We start from the raw sequence: 24,050 nt of genomic DNA on the forward strand, positions 1-24,050 counted from the left end.
GTGAGGGTACCCTTGGCCACTCGAACTTCCAGCCTGTTCATCCGCCCATGACCGCCCCCCGCCCGCTGATCCTCAACGCCCTGCTGTTCCAGATCGGCTGGTTCGCCTGCGTATTCGGCGCCCGCCATCCCTGGCTGCTGGTCCTGGCGCTGGCCTGCCTGGTCGGCCACTTCGCCTGGGTCGCGCCCTGGCGTGTCGAGGGCCGCCTGGTCGCCAGCGTCATGCTGTTCGGCAGCGCACTGGACAGCTTCCTGCTCAACCTCGGAGTCTTCGACTTCGGCGGCAGCGGCCGCCTGCTGCCAGCCTGGCTGGCCCTGCTGTGGGCCCTGTTCGCCACCACCCTCAACCACTGCCTGGCCTGGACCGCCCGCCCCTGGTGGCTGGGCAGCCTGCTCGGCGCCGTCGCCGGGCCGCTGTCCTACCTGGGCGGCGCCAAACTGGCCGGAGTCGGCCTGCCGCTGGGGCTATGGCCGACAATGCTGATGCTGGCGCTGATCTGGGCAGGCGTGATGCCGGTAGTGCATGGATTTGCCGGGATGTACCGCCAACGAACGGCATAGAGGGCGCAAACGAAAAGGGGAGCCAGTGGCTCCCCTTTTCGCGTCTTGCGACCTCAGTGCAGGATCTGCCCAAGGAACAGCTTGGTCCGCTCGTTCTGCGGGTTGTCGAAGAAGGCGTTGGGCTCGTTCTGTTCGACGATCTCGCCGCGGTCCATGAAGATCACCCGGTTCGCCACGGTGCGGGCGAAGCCCATCTCATGGGTCACGCAGAGCATGGTCATGCCGTCCTCGGCCAGGCCGATCATGGTATCCAGCACCTCCTTGACCATCTCCGGGTCGAGCGCCGAGGTCGGCTCGTCGAACAGCATGATCTTCGGCTTCATGCACAGCGCGCGAGCGATGGCCACGCGCTGCTGCTGGCCGCCGGAAAGCTGGCCGGGAAACTTGTGGGCCTGCTCGGGAATGCGCACGCGCTCGAGGAAGTGCATGGCGACTTCCTCGGCCTTGCGCTTGGGCATCTTGCGCACCCACATGGGCGCCAGGGTGCAGTTCTGCAGCACGGTCAGGTGCGGGAACAGGTTGAAGTGCTGGAACACCATGCCCACTTCGCTGCGCACCGCCTCGATATGCTTGAGGTCGTGGGTCAGCTCGGTGCCGTCGACCACGATGCGCCCCTGCTGGTGCTCCTCCAGGCGGTTGATGCAGCGGATGGTGGTGGACTTGCCCGAGCCGGACGGCCCGCACAGCACGATGCGCTCGCCGGGCTGCACGTCGAGGTTGATGTCCTTGAGCACGTGGAACTGGCCGTACCACTTGTTCACGCCTTGCATCTGGATGATCGGCTCGGCGGCGACTTCTTTCTTAACTTCGGTCATGGTCTACGACTCCTAACGCTTGTGGCCGGTGTCCAGCTTGCGCTCCAGGCGCATGGAATAGCGGGACATGCCGAAACAGAAGATCCAGAACACCAGGGCGGCGAACACGTAGCCCTCGGTGGCCATGCCCAGCCAGGCCGGATCGGTGGTGGCCTGCTTGATGCTGTTGAGCAGGTCGAACAGACCGATGATGATCACCAGACTGGTGTCCTTGAACAGGGCGATGAAGGTGTTGACGATGCCCGGAATCACCAGCTTGAGCGCCTGCGGCAGGATCACCAGGCCCATCATCCGCCAGTAGCCCAGGCCCATGGCCGCGGCCGCCTCGTACTGGCCCTTGGGAATGGCCTGCAGGCCGCCGCGCACCACCTCGGCGATGTAGGCGGACTGGAACAGGATCACCCCGATCAGCGCACGCAGCAGCTTGTCGAAGGACAGCCCCTCGGGCAGGAACAGCGGCAGCATCACCGAGGACATGAACAGCACGGTGATCAGCGGCACGCCGCGCCAGAACTCGATGAAGGTGACGCAGATGACCCGAATCGCCGGCATCTCCGAGCGCCTGCCGAGGGCCAGCATGATGCCCAGCGGCAGCGCGCCGGCGATACCGACGGCGGCGATCACCAGGGTCAGCATCAGGCCGCCCCAGAGGCTGGTCTCCACCTCCTTCAGGCCGAGGAAGCCGCCATGCAGCAGCCAGAAGGCCAGCAGCGGGTAGACCACCAGGAAGGCCAGGCCATACAGGGCCTTGCGCGGCATCGGTGGCACGAACAGCGGCGCCGCGCCTATCACCGCCAGCCACACGGTCAGGTCGACGCGCCAGCGCAGCTGCTCCGGGTAGAAGCCGTACATGAACTGGTCGAAGCGTTCGCGGATGAACACCCAGCAGGCGCCGTCGCCGGTGCAGTCGGCGCGGGTGCTGCCGGTCCAGTCGGCCTGGAAGAAGGCCCACTGCAGCAGCGGCGGCACGATCAGCCAGACCAGGTAGATGGCCAGGAAGGTCAGCAGGGTATTGAACCAGTTGGAAAACAGATTGGCCCGCAGCCAGCCGAGCACGCCCACGCTCAGGCGCGGCGGCGGCAGGTCGGGACGGAATTGATGGACTTGCATGCGCTTCTCCTTACCGCTCGACCAGCGCGATGCGCTTGTTGTACCAGTTCATCAGGATCGAGATGCTGATGCTGATGGCCAGGTACACGCTCATGGTGATGGCGATCACCTCGATGGCCTGGCCGGTCTGGTTCAGGGTGGTGCCGGCGAACAGCGAGACCATGTCCGGATAGCCGATACCGGCGGCCAGCGAGGAGTTCTTCGCCAGGTTCAGGTACTGGCTGGTCAGCGGCGGGATGATCACCCGCATGGCCTGGGGAATGATCACCAGGCGCAGGATCTTGCCGGCCGGCAGGCCTAGCGAGCGCGCCGCCTCGGTCTGCCCGTGGCTGACCGCCTGGATGCCCGAGCGCACGTTCTCGGCGATGAAGGCCGCGGTGTAGATGGTCAGCGCCAGGGTCAGCGCCATCAGCTCGGGAATCAGCACCCAGCCACCACGGAAGTTGAAGCCCCTGAGTTCGGGCACCGTCCAGTGGAAGGGATCGCCGAACACCAGCAGGGCCAGGCCCGGCAAGGCGACGATCAGCACCAGGCTGCTGATCAGGGTCGGGAAGGTCTGTCCGGTGGCCTCGAAACGCAGACGCGCCCAGCGCGCCAGTGCGACGATGATGGCCAGGGCCAGGACGATGGCGATGAAGAAGGGCCAGAAGCCCTCGGCCAGGCTCGGCGCCGGCATGTTCAGCCCGCGCACGCTGAGGAAGAAGGTATCGCCGATGTTCAGGCTGTCACGCGGCCCGGGCAACGGCAGGAACACGGCGAAGTACCAGAAGAATATCTGCAACAACGGCGGGATGTTGCGGAAGGTCTCGATATAGACGGTGGCCAGCTTGCTGACCAGCCAGTTGTGCGACAACCGCGCCACACCGAGGATGAAACCGAGAATGGTCGCCAGCACTATGCCGATGACCGACACCAGCAGGGTGTTGAGCAGGCCGATGACGAAGACGCGGCCGTAAGTGTCGCTCTCGGTGTAGTCGATCAGGTGCTGGGAGATGCCGAAGCCGGCACTGTTGTCGAGAAAGCCGAAGCCGGACAGGATGCCGCGCTGGGCCAGGTTGTTCTGGGTGTTGTGGAACAGATACCAGCCGAGCCCTATCACGGCGATCACGGCGATGATCTGGAAAACCCAGGCGCGCACCTGCGGATCGGTCAGTACCGATGCGCGCGGGCGCGGAGAAATGGGGGGATTTTGCATAGCGGCCCTCATGGAAGCTCCGCGCCCCGGATCGGCGGCGCGGAGTTCACGAAATCAGGAACTCCATCGCCCCACCAAGGGGGCGATGGCATGGCGGTCAGCGCACCGGCGGTGCGTACTGCAGACCACCCTTGTTCCACAGGGCATTGAGACCACGCTCGATCTTCAGATCGCTGCCGGCACCGACGTTGCGATCGAAGATTTCACCGTAGTTGCCGACTTGCTTGATGACCTTGACCGCCCAGTCCTTCGGCAGCTTCAGGTCCTTGCCGTAATCACCCTCGGCGCCCAGCAGGCGGGCGATGTCCGGGTTCTTGGTGGACTTGGCCATTTCTTCCACGTTGGCGGAAGTCACGCCCAGTTCCTCGGCGTTGAGCTGGGCGTACAGGCTCCAGCGCACGATGTCGAACCACTCCTCGTCACCCTGACGCACGGCCGGGCCGAGCGGCTCCTTGGAGATCACTTCCGGCAGCACCACGTAGTCGTTCGGCGCGGCCAGCTTGATGCGCTGAGCGTACAGCTGCGACTGGTCGGAGGTCAGCACGTCGCAACGGCCGGACTCCAGCGACTTGGCGCTCTCGTCGGAGGTGTCGTAAGTGATGGGGGTGTACTTCAGGCCATTGGCGCGGAAGTAGTCGGCCAGGTTCAGCTCGGTGGTGGTACCGGCCTGGATGCACACGGTGGCGCCGTCCAGTTCCTTGGCGCTGGAAACGCCGAGCTTCTTGTTCACCAGGAAGCCCTGACCGTCGTAGTAGGTCACGCCGGTGAAGTTCAGACCCATGGCCGCATCACGCGAGCTGGTCCAGGTGGTGTTGCGCGACAGCATGTCGACTTCGCCGGACTGCAGCGCGGTGAAGCGCTCCTTGGCGGTCAGCGGGCTGTACTTCACCTTGGAGGCATCGCCGAACACGGCGGCAGCCACCGCGCGGCAGACGTCCACGTCGATGCCCATGTAGTTGCCCTTGGCATCGGCGTAAGAGAAGCCCGGCAAACCGTCACTGATACCGCACTGCACGAAGCCCTTCTTCTGCACCGCATCCAGAGTCGCACCGGCCTGAGCGAAGCCGCTCACACCGAGCGCCGCCGCAGTGGTCAGTACTGCCAGGGTGGATTTCACCATCTTCATCAAAACCTCCAAGTGTTCTTGTTTGGTCGAGTCTCGGTCCAGCCGCCGTACCCTTGTGGGGCACGTTCGATCCCGCCACCATGGCAGGACCGACCGGGGTGCGAACCTGAAGTGAGTCTAGATGCCGTTCCGCAGACCGGCGAATGTCACACTTCTCACCGTAGGTCGTACGGAAAGGAGACCCAGCAGATTTGTCCGGCTTTCCGCAACGAGACGGCCCCCACCGGACCCGACCAGTACAGCAAGGGCCGTACCAGTTTTCTGACTGACCGGTTTCGCCCGCAGGTCAAGAGACAAACTTCCGTCAGCGCGACATCTTCTTAAGTATTTATCCCACTTGAATAAAACCGGTGTGCCATGCGCAACTCCCGCGCACCAGAATGGAGCAGACATGCACGAAAGCCTGATACTCGAACCTACCCAAGCGGCAGACGCCTGCGTCATCTGGTTACACGGCCTGGGCGCCGACCGTTACGACTTCGAGCCGGTGGCGAAAATGCTCCAGCAGCAGCTGCCGAGCACCCGCTTCCTGCTGCCACAGGCGCCGACCCGGCCGGTGACCATCAACGGCGGCTGGGCCATGCCCAGCTGGTACGACATCCTGGCCATGAGCCCGGCGCGCGCCATCGACCAGGAGCAAATGGAGGCCTCGGCGCAGAGGGTGATCGAGCTGATCGAGCAACAGCGCGACAGCGGCATCGACCCGGCGCGCATCGTCCTGGCCGGCTTCTCCCAAGGTGGCGCGGTGGTCTTCCACACCGCCTTCCTGCGCTGGCAGGGACCGCTCGGCGGGCTGCTGGCACTGTCCACCTATGCGCCGACCTTCGCCGCGGACCTGCAACTGCAAGCCGCACGCCGCTCCCTGCCGGTGCTCTGCCTGCACGGCAGCCAGGACGAGGTGGTGCCGAGCTTCATGGGCCGCGCCGCCCACGATGCGCTGGCCGAGCAGGGCGTGCCGGTCGACTGGCGGGAATACCCCATGGGTCATGAAGTGGTGATGGAGGAAATCCAGGATATCGGGACCTGGTTGCAGCGCCGCCTGGCCCGCTGAGAGCGCGTCAAGGCAACGTCGACTGCGGCGGGGCGCGCGCTAAGTGAAACCACCGCAGTCAAGGGAATGGCGCCCATCGCCCCGCCGTCCATCGCCTGCGACCGCCGGTCGGGCAGAGCGGGCCCGAGGATTGCCCAGGCAATAATCCTGGGAATATGGTCAAGTCGGTGTTCGCCCCACAACATGGAGTGTTACGCGATGCCCGCAGCCCGATGCAACGCGTTGCCGCGATGAAAAACGCCCACTGGCAGCAGGATCTGCAACAGCTGCGCCACGCGCGGCTGTTTCACAACGTCACGGCCGGCAGCCTGCAGCAGCTGCTGGAGGAGTTCCGCGCCTTCGAGCTGGAGGCCGGCGAGATTCTGCTCTCCCCCTTCAACCGCAACCAGCACCTCTACGTCCTGCTGGAAGGCGAGATGAAGGTCTACCTGGGCTCGCTGGACAACCAGCCGGTGAGCACCCTGCACTGCGGCGACTGCGCCGGCGAAATCAGCTTCATCGACAACGACCACCCCTCCGCCTACGTGGTGGCCACCCAGCCTTCGTTGGTCCTGCGCCTGCATCGCGCCTCGCTGGTCAGGCTGTTCGAGCAGTCGCCGGAGCTGATGCAGAACCTGCTGGAGCTGCTCTGCGAGCGGGTGCGCCAGGGCAACCGGATCATCCTCGACAGCGAACAGAGCGCCAACCTCGACACCCTCACCGGCTGCTTCAACCGGCGCTGGCTGGAGCACGTCTACCAGCGCGAGAGCACCCGCTGCGCCTTCAACGGCCAGCCGCTGTGCATGCTCATGCTGGACGTCGACCACTTCAAGGCCTACAACGACCAGCACGGCCACCTGGCCGGCGACTACGCCCTGTGCCTGGTCGCGCACACCCTGCGCAACCAGCTCAGGCCGAAGGACAGCATGGTGCGCTATGGCGGCGAGGAGTTCGTCATCCTGCTGCCGGAGATCGGCGTCGACGAGGCCCGCAGCATCGGCGAACGCCTGCGCCTGAGCCTGGAACAGGTATCCTCCTTCTACTCGCCCATGGGCATTCTGCCGGGCGTCACCGCCTCCATAGGCCTGGCCCAGCTGCAGCCCAAGGACGGCCTGGAGAGCCTGATCGCCCGCGCCGACGCCGCCCTGTACAAGGCCAAGCAGCAGGGCCGCAATCGCCTGTTCGGCTGAACGCAGAAGCACCGCCGCATCGCACTCGCCCCACCCGGCTTGCTAGAGTCGCCGCCATAACAACAACGCTATGGAAGCACTCATGCGCAAGCTGTCGCTCGCCCTGCTGATCCTGGTGCCGCTCGGCGCGGTCATCTTCTTCGCCCTTCCCAACCTGCTCGACCGCTTCATGAACAGCGTCGCCGGGGCGCCGCCCTATCGTGCCAGCGACAGCGCGGAGCAGCTGCATGAGACCCTGTTCGTCGCCGACCTGCACGACGACGCCCTGCTCTGGCAGCGCGACCTGCTCGAACGCCACGCCTATGGCCACTCCGACCTGCCGCGCCTGCTCGAGGGGCGCGTCGGCCTGCAGGTGTTCTCCACCGTGACCAAGACCCCGCGCGGCCTCAACTACCAGAGCAACCCCGGCGACAGCGACAACATCACCCTGCTGGCAATGGCCCAGCGCTGGCCGCGCGAGACCTGGGACAGCCTGCTCGCCCGCGCCCTGTACCAGGCCGGCAAGCTGGAACGGGCCGCGGCCGCCAGCGAGGGTCGCCTGGTGCTGGTGCGCAATCGCGGCGAACTGCAGGCCTTCCTCGCAGCCTGGCAGCGCGACCCGCAGCGGGTCGCCGCCCTGCTCGCCACCGAGGGCCTGCAGCCCATCGAGGGCAAGCTGGAAAACATCGACCGCCTGTACGACGCAGGCTTTCGCATCGCCGGCCTGACCCACTTCTTCGACAACGAGGTCGGCGGCTCCGCCCATGGCCTGGATAAGGGCGGTCTGACCGCGCTGGGCCGCCAGGTGATCGCCCGCCTGGAGGAGAAACGCATGCTGGTCGACCTGGCCCACGCCTCCAAGCCGCTGATCGACGATGTACTGGCCATGGCCACGCGCCCCGTGCTGGTGTCCCACACCGGCGTGGCCGGTACCTGCCCAGGCCCGCGCAATCTCAGCGACGAGCACCTCGAACGCATCGCCGCCAGCGGCGGGGTGATCGGCATCGGCTACTGGGAGGCCGCCGTCTGCGAGACCTCGGTCGGCGCCATAGTGCGCGCCATTCGCTATGCCGCGGACAGGGTCGGCGTCGAACACGTCGCCCTCGGCTCCGACTTCAACGGCACGGTGCACACGCCCTTCGACAGCACCGGCCTGGCGCAGATCACCGAGGGCCTGCAGCGCGCCGGCTTCGCCGACGCCGAGATCGCCGCCATCATGGGCGGCAACGTCCGCCGTCTGCTGCTGGCCAGCCTGCCGCAGCAATAGTGCTGCGCCCCGCGCGGCACTTCGCCGCGCGGGCTTCTTGCTTTACACTGGCGGCCGTTCATTCCTTGACCAATACGAGACCGGCCGTGCTCAAAGCACTCAAGAAAATCTTCAACAAGGGCGATGCCGAGCAGCCCGTCAACGCCACCCCCGCCTCATTCCCCAGTGCGCCCTCCCGCCAGGAAGACTCGCGTACCGAACGCCAGCCCAGCGCCGCCAAGGCCCCGCGCGAGAAGAAGGCGCGCAGCGACAAGCCGCGCCAGGCGCGCCCGGCCAAGCCGGTGGACACCTGGAAGCTGGAGGACTTCGTGGTCGAGCCGGCCGAAGGCAAGACCCGCTTCCACGACTTCCGCCTGGCCCCGGAGCTGATGCACGCCATCCACGACCTTGGCTTCCCCTACTGCACGCCGATCCAGGCCCAGGTCCTCGGCCATACCCTCAAGGGCAAGGACGCCATCGGCCGCGCCCAGACCGGCACCGGCAAGACCGCCGCCTTCCTCGTCTCCACCATCACCCAGCTGCTGCAGACCGAGCCGCCCAAGGAACGCTACATGGGCGAGCCGCGCGCGCTGATCATCGCGCCGACCCGCGAGCTGGTGGTGCAGATCGCCAAGGACGCCCAGGCACTGACCAAGTACACCGGCCTGAGCGTGATGAGCTTCGTCGGCGGCATGGACTTCGACAAGCAGCTCAAGCAGCTCGAATCGCGCTACTGCGACATCCTGGTGGCCACCCCGGGCCGCCTGCTGGACTTCAACCAGCGCGGCGAAGTGCACCTGGACATGGTCGAGGTCATGGTGCTGGACGAGGCCGACCGCATGCTCGACATGGGCTTCATCCCGCAGGTGCGCCAGATCATCCGCCAGACCCCGATGAAGGGCGAGCGCCAGACCCTGCTGTTCTCCGCCACCTTCACCGACGACGTGATGAACCTGGCCCGCCAGTGGACGGTCAACCCGGCCATCGTCGAGATCGAGCCGGAGCACGTCGCCAGCGACACCGTCGAGCAGCACGTCTACGCCGTGTCCAGCCGCGACAAGTACAAGCTGCTGTACAACCTGGTGACGCAGAACGACTGGCAGCGGGTGATGGTGTTCGCCAACCGCCGCGACGAGGTACGCCGCATCGAGGAGAAGCTGGTCAGGGACGGCGTCAGCGCCGCACAGATGTCCGGCGATGTGCCGCAGCACAAGCGGATCAAGACCCTGGAAGGCTTCCGCGAAGGCAAGATCCGCGTGCTGGTGGCCACCGACGTGGCCGGCCGCGGCATCCACGTCGACGGCATCAGCCACGTGATCAACTTCACCCTGCCGGAAGTGCCGGACGACTACGTGCACCGCATCGGCCGCACCGGCCGCGCCGGTGCCAGCGGCACCTCGATCAGCTTCGCCGGCGAGGACGACGCCTTCGCCCTGCCGCCGATCGAGGAACTGCTCGGACGCAAAATCAACTGCGAGATGCCACCGGAAGAACTGCTCAAGCCGGTGCCACGCAAGCACTGATGAAGAAGCCCGCAGCTGCGGGCTTTTTTCTGCCGTTGGACAGACTCCTGTAGGAGCGAGCTCTGCTCGCGAACAACTGGGCACAAGAGCTTCGCGAGCAGAGCTCGCTCCTACAAGCCAGGCTAGCGCGACTGCACCAGACTCAACACCTCGGCGGCCCTGGGCTGGGCCTTCTGTGCCAGGAAACGGGTGCAGCTGACGCGCAGGAAGGAAGCGAAGTTGACCACCTCGCCGCGGTAGTCCATGACCTCCTCGTACAGCTTGGCGATCAGCTGGTTGGTGGTCATGCCGTCGACCTCGGCGATCTCGCGCAGGATGTCCCAGAACTGGTTCTCCAGGCGCAGAGTGGTGACCACCCCACGAATGCGCAGGGAACGCGAGCGCGATTCGTAGAGAATCGGATCGGCCTTTACGTAGAGCTCGCACATCCCCTGCTCTCCTCTCTCAGCCCAGAACTTTCAAAAATGCCGCCAGCCAGGCTGGATGCGCCGGCCAGGCCGGGGCGGTAACCAGATTGCCGTCGACGTGCACACCGTCCATCGGCACTTCCACGTATTCGCCACCGGCCAGGCGTACTTCCGGGGCACAGGCCGGATAGGCGCTGCAGGAACGGCCCTCGAGCACGGCGGCGGCGGCCAGCAGCTGGGCGCCGTGGCAGACCGCGGCGATCGGCTTGGCGGCCTTGGCGAAGGCCTGCACCAGGGCGATCACCTCGGCATTCAGGCGCAGGTACTCGGGGGCACGACCACCGGGGATCAGCAGACCGTCGTAGTCCTCGGCGCGCACCTTGGCGAAGTCGAAATTGAGGGCGAAGTTGTGCCCCGGCTTCTCGCTGTAGGTCTGGTCGCCCTCGAAATCGTGGATGGCGGTGCGCACGGTCTGCCCGGCAGTCTTGCCGGGACACACCGCATGCACGCTGTGGCCGACCATCTGCAGCGCCTGGAAGGGCACCATGGTCTCGTAGTCTTCGGCGTAGTCGCCGACCAACATCAGGATCTTCTTCGCCGTCATGGCTGTGGCCTCCTCTGGGTGGATGTGGCGCCAGTCTGCGCCGCCTCGCCAGTGTCAGGGTAATAGCTGGTTACTACGCCCGTCATTGCCGGCACGCGGCTCACGGGAAGGCAAAGGCAGCCCCGGCTCTGCCAAGGACCACCTTGAAAGAAGAACGCCGCACCTGCGTGCAGCAGGCGCGGCGTTATCTTGAGTGAACAGCATTGTGGCAACGCCCTGACTCGCCAGGGTTTACCCGTTACTGGAATAGCGCATCGCTGGACAGGCCATTCTTCTCCAGTATCTCGCGCAGGCGCTTGAGTGCCTCGACCTGGATCTGCCGCACCCGCTCGCGGGTCAGGCCGATTTCCTGGCCGACTTCCTCCAGGGTACAGCTCTCGTGACCGCGCAGGCCGAAGCGGCGCACCACCACCTCTCGCTGCTTGTCGGTCAGTTCCGACAGCCACTGGTCGATGCTTTCGGAGAGGTCGTCGTCCTGCAGCAGATCGCAGGGATCGCTCGGACGATCGTCGGTGAGGGTGTCGAGCAGCGTCTTGTCCGAGTCCGGCCCGAGGGAGACGTCCACCGAGGTCACCCGCTCGTTCAGGCCGAGCATGCGCTTGACCTCGTCGACCGGCTTCTCCAGCAGGTTGGCGATTTCCTCGGCGGAGGGCTCGTGGTCGAGCTTCTGGGTCAGTTCGCGAGCCGCGCGCAGGTAGACGTTGAGCTCCTTGACCACATGAATCGGCAGGCGAATGGTGCGGGTCTGATTCATGATCGCCCGCTCGATGGTCTGACGAATCCACCAGGTCGCATAGGTGGAGAAGCGGAAGCCACGCTCCGGGTCGAACTTCTCCACCGCGCGAATCAGGCCGAGATTGCCCTCCTCGATCAGGTCCAGCAGAGACAGGCCACGGTTGACGTAGCGGCGGGCGATCTTCACCACCAGGCGCAGGTTGCTCTCGATCATGCGCTTGCGTCCGGCAGGGTCGCCCTTCTGCGCCAGGCGCGCGAAGTGCACTTCCTCCTGCGGAGTCAGCAAGGGGGAGAAACCGATTTCGTTGAGATACAGCTGGGTCGCATCGAGCGCCCGGGTGTAGTCGATGTATTTGTGCTGCTTGAGAGTAGTGGTCGTGTTTTTGGATTTGGCGCTGGAACGCGACAGCTCGGCTTCCTCTGTCAGCTCTTCCAGGACAATGCCGGGCTCCATCAGAAGCACTTCATCGTCGACGTCAAACTCCGGCGCTTCTTTGCTGAGTGCCATTGTTGTTGTCCTTTGCTGAGTTCGACAACAAGCCTCGGCGGCACCCAATCCAGTTCCGCATCAGGGAGAACCGGCCCCCCAAGCCAGCCTCACGGTGACCTGCCGCCGATCGATTGCGCACCTGACGAATCTCTGGATGACTCCCTGGCAACACCAAAGCCCGCTCCTCCTACGTTTGGGAGCAGGTTGGCGGCAGAGTCAACGACGTGGCAGATATTGCAGGGGGTCTACAGGTTTGCCCTGGCGGCGAATCTCAAAATGGAGCTTCACCCGGTCGGTTCCCGTGGAACCCATCTCGGCGATATGCTGTCCGACTTTGACCTGCTGTCCCTCCCGCACCAGCAGCCTGCGGTTATGTCCGTAGGCGCTTACGTAGGCATCGCTGTGCTTGATGATCACCAGTTCGCCGTAGCCCCGTAAACCACTTCCGGCGTACACAACGGAACCATCAGACGCAGCCAAAACAGGCTGGCCCAATTCGCCGGCGATATCAATGCCTTTATTCAAACTCCCGTTTGACGAGAACTTGCCGATCAGCAGTCCGTTGGCCGGCCAGGCCCAGCCCTGGGCGGAACGCTGTACGGGCTGCACCTTGCCCTCGCTCGCCCCCGCTACCGGCTGCTGGGGCTGCGCCTGAGGCGCTGGCTTGAGCGGGGGTTGCGTCTGCACCGGCGGCCGGGTCGCCGTCGGCACCGGGCTCGCCACCGGCCTGCTCGGCTGAGCCACGACGGGCCTGACGCCCTGTTGCGGCACATCGAAGCGGATGCGTTGCCCGGGGCGGATGACATAGGGCGCGGAGATGTTGTTGCGCGCCGCCAGCGCCTTCCAGTCCCAGCCAAAACGAAAGGCAATGGAGTACAGGGTATCGCCACGCTGTACCACATAGTGCCCGCTGGTGGCCTGGGGCTGGCGCGCGACCTGCTGGCTACCACCCTGGGTGCGGTCGACCACCTGCACGGTGTTCGACGACTTGCTGCTGCAGCCCGCCAGTAAAGCGGCGATAACCGCCGTCGCCAGAGCCTGGCGCTTGCGCTGCTGAGAGAGAGTCACCCCGAGCTCCTGCTGTTCTTGGAATAGGTGGGCGTATTGTGCCGAAATTATTCGGCGGCACCAGCCGCCCGTTGCCTGCGACCGGCCAACCACTCCAAGCCGAGCACCAAGACCACGCCCACCACCGCCAGCAGTATGGCGGCCCAGAGCTGGGCATCCTGGCCGCTCTGCAGGGCGAACTGCTGGGGCCAGAGATTTTCCTGCAGCACCGGCACCTGCTGACCATGGCTGTCGGTGCGCCAGGTCAGGGTGTGCTTCCAGGGCCAGACCTTGTTCAGCGAGCCGAGCATCAGCCCGGTGAGGAAGGCCAGGGTCAGGTCGCGATAACGCGCCAGCAGCCAGCTGAGCAGGCGGGCGAAGCTGAGGATGCCGACCAGGCAGCCGCCGGCGAAGACCGCCAGCACGGCGAGATCGAGGCTCTTCACCGCGCCCAGCACGGTCGCGTAGAGCCCCATCAGCACCAGCAGGAAGCTGCCGGAGATGCCCGGCAGGATCATCGCGCAGATGGCGATGGCACCGGCCAGGAACAGGCTCAGCGGGTCGTTGCCCCACTGCACCGGCGCAGCCACGGTGATCCACCAGGCGAAGGCGCCGCCGAGCAGGAAGCTGACCCCGCGGGTCCAGTTCCAGCGCTCGATCTCCCGCGCCACCAGGTGGCAGGAGACCAGGATCAGGCCGAAGAAGAACGACCAGACCGGGATCGGATGATGCGCCAGCAGCCAGGTGATCAGGCGCGCCAGGCTGAACACGCTGGTGAGGATGCCGGACAGCAGCACCAGCAGGAAGGTCGCGTTGGCCATTCGCCAGGCATCGACGATGCGCCCGCGCAGCAACAGCATGAGCGCCTCGGGCACGCTGGCGATGGAGCGCAGCAGCTCGTCGTAGATGCCGGAGATGAAGGCGACGGTGCCGCCGGAGACGCCGGGCACCACATCGGCGGCGCCCATGGCCATGCCCTTGGCGAACAACAGGAAGGATTTTTTCATGAGGCTTTCCGTAGCGATGAATTCAAGCCAGCGTACCCTGGAGCAGCGGCACGAAACGCACCAGATCGAGCACGTGACGACTGTAGCCGTCCTCCTCGCGGACGATCAGCAGCAGCTCCTGAGTCTCGCCGGAACCGACCGGGATCACCAGCCGGCCACCGATGGCCAGTTGGTCCAGCAGGGCCTGGGGCACCTCGCTGGCGGCCGCGGTGACGATGATGCCGTTGTAGGGGCCGAGCGCATTCCAGCCCTCCCAGCCATCGCCCCAGCGAAACACCACGTTGCGCAGGGCGAGTTCGGCCAGGCGCTCCTTGGCGCGGTCCTGCAGGGCCTGGATGCGTTCCACCGAGAACACCCGCTCCACCAGCTGCGCCAGCACGGCGGTCTGGTAGCCGGAGCCGGTGCCGATCTCCAGCACCTTGTCCAGCGGCCCACCGGCCAGCAGCAGTTCGCTCATGCGCCCGACAATATAGGGCTGGGAGATGGTCTGGTTATGCCCGATGGGCAGCGCGGTGTCCTCGTAGGCGCGATGGGCCAGAGCCTCGTCGACGAACAGGTGGCGCGGCGTGCGGCGGATCACCTCCAGCACGCGGGGGTTGGACAACCCCTCCTCGTACAGCCGCTCGATCAGCCGCTCGCGGGTGCGCTGCGAGGTCATGCCGATGCCGTGATGCTGATGGTCGCGCATCACAGCAACTCCTTCAGCCAGACCTGCAGGCCGCCGGAGGCCTCGTGGAAGGTGCGGTCGAGCTGCAACGGGGTGACCGATACATAGCCTTGCATCACCGCGTGGAAGTCGGTGCCCGGGCCGCCGTCCTCGGCATCGCCGGAAACCGAGATCCAGTAGCCCTCCTTGCCGCGCGGGTTGACCTGCTTGACCGGCGCGGCGGCGCGCGCGCGATGCCCCAGGCGGGTCAGCTGCACGCCGCGGACATGTTCCAGCGGCAGGTTGGGCACGTTGACGTTGAGCACCGTGCGCGGCGGCAGGTCGAGCTTGGCGTGCGCCTCGACCAGCTTGCGCGCGAAGTAGGCGGCGGTCGGCAGGTTGTCGGTGCGCCGCGACACCAGCGAGAAGGCGAAGGCCGGCTTGCTCAGGAAGCGCCCCTCCAGGGCGGCGGCCACTGTGCCCGAATAGAGCACGTCGTCGCCCAGATTGGCGCCCAAGTTGATGCCCGCCACCACCATGTCCGGTAGCGGATCGAGCAGCGCGTTGAGGCCCAGGTGCACGCAGTCGGTCGGCGTGCCGTTGAGCGCGATGAAGCCATTGGGCAGGGTCGCCGGATGCAGCGGGCGGTCCAGGGTCAGCGAGCTGCTGGCGCCGCTCTTGTCCTCGCTGGGGGCGATCACCTCGCACTCGGCGTAGTCGGCCAGCGCATCGTGCAGCGCGGCGATACCGGGCGCCATCACCCCGTCGTCGTTGGAAATCAGAATTCGCATGGAGTATCCGTCTGCTCTGCCGGCAGCAGGTCGACCAGTTCGCGCACCACGGCGGTGGCGAAGCAGCCGGCCGGGAGAACGAAAGCCAGTTGCAACGTGTCAGACTCGGGATAATGCCACGACAGGTCGGCGATGGGGAGGCGCAGGATGCGCCGTTCGTGCGCCATGTCCGCCGCGACCAGCCAGTCGGCCAGAGCACCCTCGAGCGCGCCGATGCGTTGCTCCAGCGCCTGGACCGCGCCGCCGGCGGGCGAGGCGCCGGCGCCCCACAGGGGGCCGCTGGGGTGCAGATCGAGCGCCGCCAGGCGCGGGTCCGCACACTCGGCTTCACCGGCCATAAAGAAGCTGCGGCTACCGCTGAAGGCCAGCAAGTCGCCGACCTGGGCGACATTCCAGCTGCCCTCGGCCACCCGCACCGCCAGCACCCGATTGAAGATCAGGCTGCGCGCCGCCGAGAGCAGGCGCGAACGGCGGTTGCGCTGTTCCGGCAACTTGCCTTCGGCGGCGAAATGGCGGGCCTCGTCGATATTGCCGCCGCCAAAGCCGAAGCGCTGCAGGCCGAAATAGTTGGGCACGCCCTGCGCCTTGATCCGCTGCAGGCGTCGCTCCAGCTGCTCGCGATCGGCCTGCAGACGGGTCAGGCGCAGGGTGAAACCATTGGCCGCATGGGCGCCGCGCTGCAGCTTGCGCGAATGGCGCACGGCCTTGAGCACGCGCAGGCTGTCGTCCTCGGCGCGCGCCAGATCGGGATCGTTCTTGCCCGGCAGATGCAGGCTGAACCACTGGCGGGTCAGCGCCTGGCGGTCCTTGAGCCCGGCATAGCTGATCGCCCGTTGCGCCACGCCGGCGGCACGGGCCAGGCGGCGCGCCGCCTCCTCGGTGTTGAGGCCGCGCTTCTCCACCCATAGCCAGAGGTGCTCGCCCTGGCCGGACAGCGGAATGTCCAGCACCTCGTCGACCTGGAAGTCCTCCGCCACGGCCTTCAGTACGGCCTGACCACAGGCCTCGCCATGGGCGCGCGGGCCCAGCAGTTCCAGTTCGGTCATGCCTTGAGCAGCAGGGCCACGGCGTGTACCGCGATGCCCTCCTCGCGCCCGGTGAAGCCGAGCTTCTCGGTGGTGGTGGCCTTGACGTTGACCGCGTCCAGCTCCACCTGCAGGTCGGCGGCGATATGCGCGCGCATCGCCTCGATATGCGGCGCCATCTTCGGCGCCTGGGCCACTATGGTGGCGTCGACATTGCCGACCGCATAACCCTTGGCCTGGATCAGGCCGACCACGTGACGCAGCAGGGCGCGGCTGTCGGCGCCCTTGAAGCTCGGGTCGGTGTCGGGGAAATGCCGGCCGATATCGCCCAGCGCCGCCGCGCCGAGTAGCGCATCGCTCAATGCGTGCAGCAGCACGTCGCCGTCGGAATGGGCGAGCAGCCCGAACCTGTGGGGAATGCGCACGCCGCCGAGGGTGATGAAGTCGCCCTCGGCGAAGCGGTGCACGTCGTAGCCATGGCCAATACGCATAGAGCTGTTCATGAAAAATCAGGCCCTGAAAAAGTCAGGGCGCGATTCTAACTGAAAGCGGCAGGGCGGATGGTCGCCCCCCCCGCAAGCTCTGCCCTTGCTTGCAGCTTGTGGCTTGCCACTTATGGCTGCCGCAAGGCCGCCGCATGGTGGTACAGGTGATCGTCGATAAAGCTGGCGATGAAGTAGTAGCTGTGGTCGTAGCCCGGCTGCAGGCGCAGGGTCAGCGGGTGGCCGGCGGCCTCGGCGGCGGCCTGCAGGGCAGCGGGGCGCAGCTGCTCGGTGAGGAAGCCGTCGCTTTCGCCCTGGTCGACCAGGATCGGCAGGCGCTCCGGCGCCTGCGCCAGCAACTCGCAGGCATCCCACTCGCGCCAGCTGGCGCGATCCTCGCCCAGGTAACGGCCGAAGGCCTTCTCGCCCCAGGGGCAGGCGCTCGGCTGGCTGATCGGCGCGAAGGCCGACAGCGAGTGGTAGCGCCCGGGATTGCGCAGGGCACAGACCAGCGCGCCGTGGCCGCCCATCGAATGGCCGCTGATGCCGCGTTTGTCGCTGACCGGGAAGTGCGCCTCGATCAGCGCCGGCAGCTCGTGCACCACATAGTCGTGCATGCGGTAGTGGCGCGCCCAGGGCTGCTGGGTGGCGTTCAGGTAGAAGCCGGCGCCGAGGCCGAAGTCCCAGGCGCCGTCCGGGTCGCCCGGCACGCCCTCGCCGCGCGGGCTGGTGTCCGGCGCGACCAGCACCAGCCCCAGCTCGGCGGCCAGGCGCTGGGCGCCGGCCTTCTGCATGAAATTCTCGTCGGTGCAGGTCAGGCCGCTCAGCCAGTACAGCACCGGCAGCCGCTCGCCCCGCTCGGCCTGCGGCGGCAGGTAGACGGCGAACTGCATCTCGCAGTCGAGCGTACTCGAACGATGCCGGTAGCGCCTGTGCCAGCCGCCGAAGCTTCTGTTGCTGGAAAGAATTTCCATGAAGTTCTCCACTGCACACTCCGGGCCGCCAGCAGCGCGTGCCACTTGCGGCTCGGGGCTTGTCGCTTGCAGCTGCTTAGAAATGGATAACGGTGCGAATGCTCTTGCCTTCGTGCATCAGGTCGAAGGCGGTGTTGATCTCGGCGAGCGGCAGGTTGTGGGTGATGAAGGTATCCAGCGGAATCTCGCCCTTCTGCGCCTTCTCCACATAGCCCGGCAGCTCGGTGCGGCCCTTGACCCCGCCGAAGGCGCTGCCGCGCCAGACCCGCCCGGTGACCAGCTGGAACGGCCGGGTGCTGATCTCCGCGCCGGCCGGCGCCACGCCGATGATGGTCGACTCGCCCCAGCCCTTGTGGCAGCACTCCAGCGCCGCGCGCATCAGCTGCACGTTGCCGACGCACTCGAAGCTGTAGTCCACGCCGCCGTCGGTCATCTCGACTATCACCTCCTGGATCGGCTTGGCGTGCGCCGCCGGGTTGACGAAGTCGGTCGCGCCCAGCTCGCGGGCCACGTCGAACTTGGCCGAATTGATATCGATGGCGATGATGCGCGCGGCCTTGGCCATCCTGGCGCCGATGATCGCCGCCAGGCCGATGCCGCCGAGACCGAAGATGGCCACGCTGGAGCCCTCGGTCACCTTGGCCGTGTTGAGCACCGCGCCGATGCCGGTAGTGACGCCGCAGCCGAGCAGACAGACCTTCTCCAGCGGCGCCTCCTTGGGGATCTTGGCCAGGGAAATTTCCGGCAGCACGCTGTACTCGGAGAAGGTCGAGCAGCCCATGTAGTGGTAGACCGGTTGGCCCTGGTAGGAGAAGCGCGAGGTGCCGTCCGGCATCAGGCCCTTGCCCTGGGTGGCGCGCACCGCCTGGCACAGGTTGGTCTTGCCGGAGGTGCAGAACTTGCACTGGCGGCACTCGGCCGTGTACAGCGGGATCACATGGTCGCCGACCGCCACCGAGGTCACGCCCTCGCCCACCGCCTCGACTATGCCGCCGCCCTCATGGCCGAGGATGCAGGGGAACACACCCTCGCTGTCCTGGCCGGACAGGGTGTAGGCGTCGGTGTGGCACACGCCGGTGGCGACCATGCGCACCAGCACTTCACCCTTCTGCGGCGGCGCCACGTCCACCTCGACTATCTGCAGCGGCTGGTTGGGGGCGAAGGCCACGGCGGCACGGGACTTGATCATGATTCGCGCTCCTGCGAGGTCAAAAGTGGCGGCAGTTTAGAACAGCGCCACCGCCCATGGCTCGCCCCAAGCGCCGCGGACATGTCTCAGGCCGGCGTCAGGCACTCGGGCCCCTCGCTGGCGGGATCGTTGATCAGGGTCGCCAGGGCCCGCTCGCGCAGCACCGGCTGGGGCCCGGCCAGCAGCGTTTGCAACTGTTCCGGCGCGGTGCCCGCCGCCAGCCACAGGCGGCTGCTGGCCTGATCGAGCAGCAGCGGGCGGCGCAGGTAGGCGGCCTCGCGGGTGACCATGGCGACGCTGAGGTAGTCCTGCCCCGCGGCCGGATAGATCTCCCACAGCCCGGCGAAGTACAGCAGGCCCTCGCCGGCGCTGAGCCAGTAGGGGCGCTTGCGCGCGGCCTGGCCGCGCCATTCGTAGAAGCCATTGGCCGGCAACAGACAGCGGCGCGCGGCGAAGGCCTCGCGGAACATCGGCTGCTCGGCCAGGGTCTCGGCGCGGGCATGGGCCGGCGCCTTGGTGAAATCGCTGAGCCAGGCCGGGGTCAGGCCCCAGCGCCCGCTGGCGACGCGCAGCTCACCCTCGTGCTCGAACAGGAAAGGCACCTGGGCGCCGGGCGAGAGATTCCAGCGCTGGGCCAGATCGGCGGGAAAGCCGGGCAGGCCGGACAGGGCCTGGGGCCAGCGGAACAGGGCGTAGCGTCCACTCATGGGGCAAGGGTTTCCGGCGATGAATCAACAGAGCAGCACGCCGGGGCAGCCCTCGGGCTCCTCGCCGGGCAGCGGCGCGGCGGCATTGTACGCGGCGATCAGGCGGCGCGCGCGCTCGGCGTCCTCGTCCTCCACCAGCAGGCCGAGCAGCCCCAGCGCCGGCAGCTCGCCGACCGCGCCGAGCAGATGGCGCCCGGCCAGATGGGCATCGACCCCTTCGCTGGCCAGCATGCCGACCAGCAGCTCGGCCTCCAGCAGATCCTGCGGTTCGTAGATTCGCTGCATCAGTCGTCCTCCCGGCGCACGTCCAACGACCACTGCTCGCCATCGCTGCGCAGCTCGAACAGGATCGGCCTGCAGCACACCGGGCAGTCCTCGACATAGCTCTGATCGCCGGCCGAGAGGTCCAGCACGGCCTCGACCCGCGCCCAGCAATAGGGACACTGGTACCCCTGTGTTTCCAGCATCGCGGCCTCCGTGTGACTTGCCGGTATAATCGCCGGTCTATTCGGGCATCCCGTGCATCCAACAACGAGAACATGATGGGCGAATTCGATTCCATCCGACCCTACGCCGACCAGGAGGTCCCCGCCGTACTGGCGCGCCTGCTGAGCGACGAGACCTTCCTCGGCACCCTCACCCGCTTCCGCTTCCCGCGCCTGGCCGGTCCTTTCGGCTGGCTGCTAAGACCTCTTATAGCTCATCGCCTGCGCCGCGAGCTGGCCGGCATCGCTTCGGTGGACGCCCTGCAGGCGCGCATCGAGCCCTATGTCGACCGCGCCATCGAGCGGGCCACCGACGGCGTCACCTATTCCGGCCTGGAGCGGCTCAAGGCCGACACGCCCTATCTGTTCCTGGCCAACCACCGCGACATCGTCATGGACCCGGCCTTCGTCAACTACGCGGTGTTCCAGACCGGCCTGCCGACGCCGCGCATCGCCATCGGCGACAACCTGCTGCAACGCCCCTTCGTCAGCGACCTGATGCGCCTGAACAAGAGCTTCATCGTGCACCGCAGCGTCACCGGGCGGCGCGAGAAGCTGGCGGCCTTCCAGCTGCTGTCGGCCTACATCAACCACTCGATCCGCGAAGAAGGCCAGTCGATCTGGATCGCCCAGGCCGAGGGCCGGGCCAAGGACGGCGACGACCGCACCGACTCGGCGATCCTCAAGATGTTCCATATGAGCCGCAAGGACGAACCCTTCGCCGAGGCCCTGGCGGCGCTGAACCTGGTGCCGGTGTCGATCAGCTACGAGTACGACCCCTGCGACCAGGCCAAGGCCCGCGAGCTGCAGATCCGCGCCAGCACCGGCGGCTACGAGAAGGCCCAGGGCGAGGACGACGCCAGCATCGCCCTCGGCATCACCGGCTACAAGGGCCGCGTCCACCTGCACTTCGGCGAGCCGGTGGGCGAGGGCTTCGAGGACGCCAAGCAACTGGCCGCACTGATGGACCGGCAGATCCTCGGCAACTACCGGTTGTTCCCGGTGCACCTGCTGGCCTACGCCCAGTGGGACGAGCGCGACGCCGCCCTGGACGTGCCGGCCGCCGAACAGCTGTTCCCGGCCGCCGAGGTCACCGCGGCCCGCGCCGAGTGGCAGCGCCGCCTGGACGCCTGCCCCGCCGAGCAGCGCCCCTGGCTGATCCGCCAGTACGCCACCCCGGTGCGCAACCAGTACCGGGTCAAGGCCGGCCTGCCACTGTGATCGCGAGGCCCGCCGACAGGTGCGGCGGGCCCTTTTATTGATCATACGGACAAACTTCCCGACAACTTCGCTTTATATCTGGCGCACTGTTGCGGCAAACAACTCGCCTATTAATTTCCCCGCAAAAAATCGTCTAGCGCACAACTAATACTGGCAATCTCCGGCAAACTTTGGTTAGTTATCGCCTCGGGAAAAACCGGCAACTTTCAATGACCGGACGGCGTGCGAAAACTTCTGTTCCGCTGCATCTTCGCCGCCCTCCGCAGCTCGAACCGGCCCGGCCCAGAATCTGAAAAGGGATTTGCACATGCGCCGCGTCGTGATCACCGGAATGGGGCTGGTCTCCAGCCTCGGCAACGATCTGGAAAGCGTTACCCGCAACCTGCGCGAGGGCCGCTCGGGCATCCGCTTCAATCCTGCCTACGCCGAGGTGGGCATGCGCAGCCAGGTGTGCGGCGCCGTGCCGCTGGACATGGACGAGCTGAGCATCGACCGCAAGGTCAAGCGCTTCATGGGTGACGCCGCGGCCTACGCCTACCTGGCGCTGCAGCAGGCGATCAAGGACGCCGGCCTGAGCGGCGCGCAGGTCTCCCACCCGCGCACCGGGCTGATCGCCGGCTCCGGCGGCGCCTCGGCCTTCAATCAGATGGAGGCCATGGACATCCTGCGCGAGAAGGGCATCGCCCGGGTCGGCCCGTTCCGCGTGCCGCGCACCATGAGCAACACGGTGTCCGCCTGCCTGGCCACGCCGTTTCGCATCAAGGGCGTCAGCTACTCCATCGCCTCGGCCTGCGCCAGCAGCGCGCACTGCATCGGCCACGCCATGGAGCAGATCCGCATGGGCAACCAGGACATCGTCTTCGCCGGCGGCGGCGAGGAGGAACACTGGAGCCAGAGCTACCTGTTCGACGCCATGGGCGCCCTCTCCAGCCAGCACAACGACAACCCGGAGAAGGCCTCGCGGCCATACGACACGCGCCGCGACGGCTTCGTCATCTCCGCCGGCGGCGGCATGCTGGTGGTCGAGGCGCTGGACCACGCCCTGGCCCGCGGCGCGCGGATCCATGCCGAGATCGTCGGCTACGGCGCCACCAGCGACGGCTACGACATGGTCGCGCCCAGCGGCGAGGGCGGCATGCGCTGCATGCAGCAGGCGCTGGCGCGGGTCGAGGAACCGATCGACTACATCAACGCCCACGGCACTTCCACCCCGGTCGGCGACCTGGCCGAGATGCGCGCGATCCGCAAGGTGTTCGGCCGCCAGCAGCCGCCGATCAGCTCGACCAAGAGCCTGTCCGGCCACGCCCTGGGCGCCGCCGGCGTGCACGAGGCGATCTACTGCATGTTGATGATGCGCGAGAACTTCATCGCCGCCTCGGCCAATATCGACAGCCTCGACCCCGAGCTGACCGATATGCCGGTGCTGCGCGAGACCCGCCACGGCGTGCGCCTGAACACGGTGATGAGCAACAGCTTCGGCTTCGGTGGCACCAACGCCACCCTGGTGCTGAAGCGCTGGGAGAGTTAAGAGGCCTGAGGGGCGCGCAAACCCCTCATCCTAGGCGGGCCGCCCCTCCCAAAGGGAGAGGGGTGAACCCTGATCAGGCCGCCAGGCCGACGCCGCCGGTGGCCACTAGGATCTGCCCGCGAATGGCGCTGGAGCGCTCCGAGGCGAGGAAGGCCACCACGTTGGCGATCTCCTCCGGCTCCAGCGCCCAGCGCCGGCCGGCGGACTCCATGCTGGCGATCATGCGCGGCCACATCTCCGACAGGTAGGGCAGCATCTCGCTGCGCACCACCCCGCCGCACACGCCGTTGACACGAATGCCGCGGTCGTACAACTCCACCTCCATGTAGCGCACCAGGTTCTCCAGGGCCGCCTTCATCAGGCCCAGCGGGTAGTTGGGCAGCACCATGTGCGAGCCCACCCCGGAGATGGCGCAGATGGTGCCGCCGGCCGGCATCAGCGGCGCCACGGCGTTGATCACCGCCACGTTGCCGACCAGGCTGGTGCCGAACAGCTGCTTCCAGTCGTGCTTGGTCAGGTCGAGGATCGGCTTGAACGGCGCGCTGGCGGCGTTGAGCACCAGGTGGTGGATGTGCTGCAGGCCGTCTTGCTGCAGGTTCTTGACCATCTGCTCGACGTCGCGACTCTCGGAGATGTCCGCCAGCGCCTTGTAGGCGCGCACGCCACGGGCCTCGGCACGCGCCACCAGGTTGTCGAGGTTGGCGGCGCCCTTGCCCTGGGTGCGGCGGTAGTTGAGCACCACATCGTAGCCGTCGTCGATGAAGCGCTCGGCGATGGCCGCGCCTATGCCGCGGGCGGCGCCGGTGATGAGGACGACTTGCCGTTCTGCTGTCATAACTTTCCCTGACTCCCGTGTATGAAGTGCGTCTGCCCCAACAACTTCAATAACGGCAGCGCATTATTTGGCGCTTTATCCCAGGCATAACTTCACCTGCACT

General features: G+C 66.6%; 26 protein-coding genes. 7 read left to right on the top strand and 19 right to left on the bottom strand.

Annotation, left to right across the window (positions count from 1 at the left end; translation table 11 throughout):
- Positions 1-47 precede the first annotated feature (47 nt).
- The gene (locus AAFN46_RS10625; protein ID WP_347808660.1) at positions 48-560 is read left to right on the top strand and encodes a DUF2878 domain-containing protein; all 513 of its coding nucleotides are present in this window, start codon (positions 48-50) and stop codon (positions 558-560) included.
- A gap of 53 nt (positions 561-613) precedes the next feature.
- Here the strand turns inward: AAFN46_RS10625 and AAFN46_RS10630 are convergent, their stop codons facing one another.
- From AAFN46_RS10630 to AAFN46_RS10645, 4 genes are all read right to left on the bottom strand, one after another.
- Positions 614-1,375 (bottom strand): amino acid ABC transporter ATP-binding protein, encoded by a 762-nt coding sequence (locus AAFN46_RS10630; RefSeq protein ID WP_347808661.1) that lies wholly within the window; start codon positions 1,373-1,375, stop codon positions 614-616.
- Between the two features lie 12 nt (positions 1,376-1,387).
- The gene (locus tag AAFN46_RS10635; protein WP_347808662.1) at positions 1,388-2,485 is read right to left on the bottom strand and encodes an amino acid ABC transporter permease; all 1,098 of its coding nucleotides are present in this window, start codon (positions 2,483-2,485) and stop codon (positions 1,388-1,390) included.
- A gap of 10 nt (positions 2,486-2,495) precedes the next feature.
- The gene (locus AAFN46_RS10640; RefSeq protein ID WP_347808663.1) at positions 2,496-3,680 is read right to left on the bottom strand and encodes an amino acid ABC transporter permease; all 1,185 of its coding nucleotides are present in this window, start codon (positions 3,678-3,680) and stop codon (positions 2,496-2,498) included.
- Between the two features lie 97 nt (positions 3,681-3,777).
- The gene (locus tag AAFN46_RS10645) at positions 3,778-4,806 is read right to left on the bottom strand and encodes an amino acid ABC transporter substrate-binding protein (protein ID WP_347808664.1); all 1,029 of its coding nucleotides are present in this window, start codon (positions 4,804-4,806) and stop codon (positions 3,778-3,780) included.
- Between the two features lie 391 nt (positions 4,807-5,197).
- Here AAFN46_RS10645 and AAFN46_RS10650 point away from each other — a divergent pair, with 391 nt between their 5' ends.
- The 4 genes from AAFN46_RS10650 (at position 5,198) to rhlB (ending at position 9,774) form a co-directional block, all read left to right on the top strand.
- Positions 5,198-5,857: an alpha/beta hydrolase gene (locus AAFN46_RS10650; protein WP_347808665.1), complete on the top strand. Its 660-nt coding sequence runs from the start codon at positions 5,198-5,200 to the stop codon at positions 5,855-5,857.
- Positions 5,858-6,087: 230 nt separating this feature from the next.
- Positions 6,088-7,026 (top strand): GGDEF domain-containing protein, encoded by a 939-nt coding sequence (locus tag AAFN46_RS10655; RefSeq protein ID WP_347808666.1) that lies wholly within the window; start codon positions 6,088-6,090, stop codon positions 7,024-7,026.
- A gap of 82 nt (positions 7,027-7,108) precedes the next feature.
- A complete protein-coding gene (locus AAFN46_RS10660; RefSeq protein WP_347808667.1) occupies positions 7,109-8,272 on the top strand; it encodes a membrane dipeptidase in 1,164 nt (387 codons plus the stop codon).
- A gap of 86 nt (positions 8,273-8,358) precedes the next feature.
- The gene (rhlB, locus tag AAFN46_RS10665; protein ID WP_347808668.1) at positions 8,359-9,774 is read left to right on the top strand and encodes an ATP-dependent RNA helicase RhlB; all 1,416 of its coding nucleotides are present in this window, start codon (positions 8,359-8,361) and stop codon (positions 9,772-9,774) included.
- A gap of 122 nt (positions 9,775-9,896) precedes the next feature.
- On the opposite strand, the gene AAFN46_RS10670 is transcribed toward rhlB, so the two are convergent.
- From AAFN46_RS10670 to AAFN46_RS10735, 14 genes are all read right to left on the bottom strand, one after another.
- Complete coding sequence (locus AAFN46_RS10670; protein WP_347808669.1) at positions 9,897-10,202, bottom strand: ribbon-helix-helix domain-containing protein; 306 nt, start codon at positions 10,200-10,202, stop codon at positions 9,897-9,899.
- Positions 10,203-10,218: 16 nt separating this feature from the next.
- Positions 10,219-10,785 carry a DJ-1/PfpI family protein gene (locus tag AAFN46_RS10675; protein ID WP_347808670.1) on the bottom strand — a complete coding sequence of 189 codons (567 nt, stop codon included), beginning with the start codon at positions 10,783-10,785 and terminating at the stop codon, positions 10,219-10,221.
- Between the two features lie 238 nt (positions 10,786-11,023).
- Positions 11,024-12,028, bottom strand: coding sequence for an RNA polymerase sigma factor RpoS (rpoS, locus tag AAFN46_RS10680; protein ID WP_347808671.1), 1,005 nt, complete (start codon positions 12,026-12,028; stop codon positions 11,024-11,026).
- A 198-nt stretch (positions 12,029-12,226) separates the two neighbouring features.
- The gene (locus AAFN46_RS10685; protein ID WP_347808672.1) at positions 12,227-13,078 is read right to left on the bottom strand and encodes a peptidoglycan DD-metalloendopeptidase family protein; all 852 of its coding nucleotides are present in this window, start codon (positions 13,076-13,078) and stop codon (positions 12,227-12,229) included.
- Positions 13,079-13,125: 47 nt separating this feature from the next.
- Positions 13,126-14,064 carry a DUF368 domain-containing protein gene (locus AAFN46_RS10690; RefSeq protein WP_347808673.1) on the bottom strand — a complete coding sequence of 313 codons (939 nt, stop codon included), beginning with the start codon at positions 14,062-14,064 and terminating at the stop codon, positions 13,126-13,128.
- A 22-nt stretch (positions 14,065-14,086) separates the two neighbouring features.
- Positions 14,087-14,722, bottom strand: coding sequence for a protein-L-isoaspartate(D-aspartate) O-methyltransferase (locus tag AAFN46_RS10695; RefSeq protein ID WP_347808820.1), 636 nt, complete (start codon positions 14,720-14,722; stop codon positions 14,087-14,089).
- A gap of 29 nt (positions 14,723-14,751) precedes the next feature.
- Positions 14,752-15,501 carry a 5'/3'-nucleotidase SurE gene (gene surE / locus AAFN46_RS10700; RefSeq protein ID WP_347808674.1) on the bottom strand — a complete coding sequence of 250 codons (750 nt, stop codon included), beginning with the start codon at positions 15,499-15,501 and terminating at the stop codon, positions 14,752-14,754.
- Entirely contained in the window at positions 15,489-16,547 is a 1,059-nt protein-coding gene (gene truD / locus AAFN46_RS10705) for a tRNA pseudouridine(13) synthase TruD (protein ID WP_347808675.1), read from the bottom strand. The genes surE and truD overlap by 13 nt, the downstream gene beginning before the upstream one ends.
- Positions 16,544-17,017: a 2-C-methyl-D-erythritol 2,4-cyclodiphosphate synthase gene (ispF, locus tag AAFN46_RS10710; protein WP_347808676.1), complete on the bottom strand. Its 474-nt coding sequence runs from the start codon at positions 17,015-17,017 to the stop codon at positions 16,544-16,546. The genes truD and ispF overlap by 4 nt, the downstream gene beginning before the upstream one ends.
- A gap of 122 nt (positions 17,018-17,139) precedes the next feature.
- Positions 17,140-17,994, bottom strand: coding sequence for an S-formylglutathione hydrolase (gene fghA, locus AAFN46_RS10715; protein WP_347808677.1), 855 nt, complete (start codon positions 17,992-17,994; stop codon positions 17,140-17,142).
- A gap of 64 nt (positions 17,995-18,058) precedes the next feature.
- Positions 18,059-19,171, bottom strand: a complete 1,113-nt coding sequence (locus AAFN46_RS10720; protein WP_347808678.1) for an S-(hydroxymethyl)glutathione dehydrogenase/class III alcohol dehydrogenase — start codon at positions 19,169-19,171, stop codon at positions 18,059-18,061.
- An 86-nt stretch (positions 19,172-19,257) separates the two neighbouring features.
- Positions 19,258-19,878 carry an SOS response-associated peptidase gene (locus tag AAFN46_RS10725; RefSeq protein WP_347808679.1) on the bottom strand — a complete coding sequence of 207 codons (621 nt, stop codon included), beginning with the start codon at positions 19,876-19,878 and terminating at the stop codon, positions 19,258-19,260.
- A gap of 24 nt (positions 19,879-19,902) precedes the next feature.
- Positions 19,903-20,163 (bottom strand): DUF2007 domain-containing protein, encoded by a 261-nt coding sequence (locus AAFN46_RS10730; protein WP_347808680.1) that lies wholly within the window; start codon positions 20,161-20,163, stop codon positions 19,903-19,905.
- Complete coding sequence (locus AAFN46_RS10735) at positions 20,163-20,345, bottom strand: CPXCG motif-containing cysteine-rich protein (RefSeq protein WP_347808681.1); 183 nt, start codon at positions 20,343-20,345, stop codon at positions 20,163-20,165. The genes AAFN46_RS10730 and AAFN46_RS10735 overlap by 1 nt, the downstream gene beginning before the upstream one ends.
- 72 nt (positions 20,346-20,417) lie before the next feature.
- Here AAFN46_RS10735 and AAFN46_RS10740 point away from each other — a divergent pair, with 72 nt between their 5' ends.
- Positions 20,418-21,584, top strand: coding sequence for a 1-acyl-sn-glycerol-3-phosphate acyltransferase (locus AAFN46_RS10740; RefSeq protein ID WP_347808682.1), 1,167 nt, complete (start codon positions 20,418-20,420; stop codon positions 21,582-21,584).
- Between the two features lie 307 nt (positions 21,585-21,891).
- Complete coding sequence (gene fabB / locus AAFN46_RS10745) at positions 21,892-23,112, top strand: beta-ketoacyl-ACP synthase I (protein ID WP_347808683.1); 1,221 nt, start codon at positions 21,892-21,894, stop codon at positions 23,110-23,112.
- A 73-nt stretch (positions 23,113-23,185) separates the two neighbouring features.
- Here fabB and AAFN46_RS10750 read toward each other — a convergent pair whose 3' ends face one another.
- A complete protein-coding gene (locus AAFN46_RS10750) occupies positions 23,186-23,947 on the bottom strand; it encodes an SDR family oxidoreductase (protein ID WP_347808684.1) in 762 nt (253 codons plus the stop codon).
- Positions 23,948-24,050: the final 103 nt, after the last annotated feature.

Origin of the sequence: Pseudomonas sp. CAU 1711 (assembly GCF_039888625.1) — a bacterium.
GTDB lineage: Bacteria > Pseudomonadota > Gammaproteobacteria > Pseudomonadales > Pseudomonadaceae > Aquipseudomonas.